General features: G+C 72.7%; 1 protein-coding gene and 1 pseudogene. One reads left to right on the top strand and one right to left on the bottom strand.

The window, feature by feature from the left end:
- Positions 1–463: pseudogene (locus ACXAID_RS28005) on the top strand (DUF6542 domain-containing protein); the annotation flags it as partial.
- Here the strand turns inward: ACXAID_RS28005 and ACXAID_RS28000 are convergent.
- On the bottom strand, positions 460–1,650 hold a 1,191-nt coding region (locus ACXAID_RS28000; protein WP_475025421.1), incomplete at its 5' end, for a penicillin-binding transpeptidase domain-containing protein. The pseudogene ACXAID_RS28005 and the gene ACXAID_RS28000 sit on opposite strands and share 4 nt — an antisense overlap.

The following is a 1,650-nucleotide window of genomic DNA, read 5'->3' as shown; positions in this document are numbered from 1 at the left end:
CCACCCCCCCCCCCCTTGTTTGAAAGAAGAAGAGGGCCGACTAGATATTCGGCCAAGTCTCGTGGGCTTGGAGATGTGTATAAGGGACGGGGTTGCGCCGGCGCGCGAGCCCCGGCGCGAACCCCGCGGCGGGGCACCCGGAACCGACCGGCGTGCCCCCTACGAACGTGAGCGGGCGCCGCGGCCTTCGCAGCGCCGCCCCCGCTACGAGGGCTTCGAGGGTTATCAGACCTTCGGCGGCTACGACGGCAACGGCGGCTACCCGGGCCGTGAGGGCGGCTACCAGGGTTACGAACCACCCCGCGAACCACGCCGCGAGCGCGACAACGGCAACGGCTCACACCATCCGGTGTCGCGGGTGCGCTACCGGGGCGAAGACGCCGACGACCGCGCCGAGTACCGAACCCGCCGGCGGCGTGACCCCCGCGAGTCCGCTGCCGACCGGTGGGAGTACGACATCTAACCCAGGGCCCGCAGGAACCGGCCCGCGGCATCGACCGCCGGCGCCGAGCTGCCGGCATCGCTGACGAACACCGCCAGGGCGAGGTCGTCGTCGATACCGACGAACCAGCCGTGCGCACGCACATCGTCAGACTGCACATCGAGGTACTCGGCGGTGCCCGTCTTGCCGAGCAGCCCGCCGATGTCCTGCAATTCGGTGGCGGTGCCGGCGGTGATCGTCTCCCGCATCATGGACGTGACCTGCTCGTCGACCGACTCCGGCAACGGCTGCGGGGTGCGGTCGGCCACCGCGGGCTCACCGGCCACGATGGTCGGAGCGGGCAGCGAGCCGCGCGCCAGCGTCGCGGCGACCAACGCCATCCCGAACGGTGACGCGGTCACCTCGCCCTGCCCGATGCCCTCTTCCACGCGCAACGCGGAGCTGTCGGCGACGGGCACGCTGCCGGTGACGGTGGTCATGCCCGGGGCGGTGAAGTCGACGCCCAACCCCAGCTGCGCGGCCGCGTCGGTCAGCGCGTCGGGTGGCAGGTTCGCCGCGAGCCGGCCCATCGTAGTGTTGCACGACCTGGCGAAGGCGGTGTGCAGCGGCACCTCGCCCAGATCGAAGTTGTCGTCGTTGGGGATCTGCCTGCCCTCGATGTTCTCGGTGCCGGGGCAGCCGACGATCGTGTCGGGGGTGACCTGGCCGGCCTGCAGGGCCGCCGAGACCGTGACCGTCTTGAACGTCGAACCCGGCGGGTACAGGCCGGTCAGCGCGATCGGGCCCTGCGCGTCGGCGACGGCGTTCTGCGCGACGACCAGCAGGTCGCCGGTCGAGGGCTGGATCGCCACGATCGCCGCCGGGGTGCGCAGCGGCGCCAGCGCATCCTCGGCGGCGCGCTGCATGGAGATGTCGAGGGTGGTTGCGATGTCACCGACGGCCGCCGCGTCCTGGCCGCCGACCCGCTCGGTGCCGGCCGGGGTCTGCGCGGTGATCGCCCACCCGCCGGCTTCGTCGGTGCGCTGCTGCCACAGATCCGACAGCCCCGACCAGGTGGGTGAGGTCAGCGCGCGGTCGGTGGCCAGCAGTCTCGTCTGCGGGCGCAGCGTCACGCCCGGCAGCGCCGCCAGCTGCTCCTCGATCGGGGCCAGATCGTCCTGGCGCAGCGTGACCGCGGTGACCGGGGCGCCCGCCGCGGCCTCCAGGGC

Source organism: Mycobacterium sp. ABE4_509, assembly GCF_056160785.1.
This window is presented reverse-complemented; position numbering and strand designations above follow the sequence as displayed.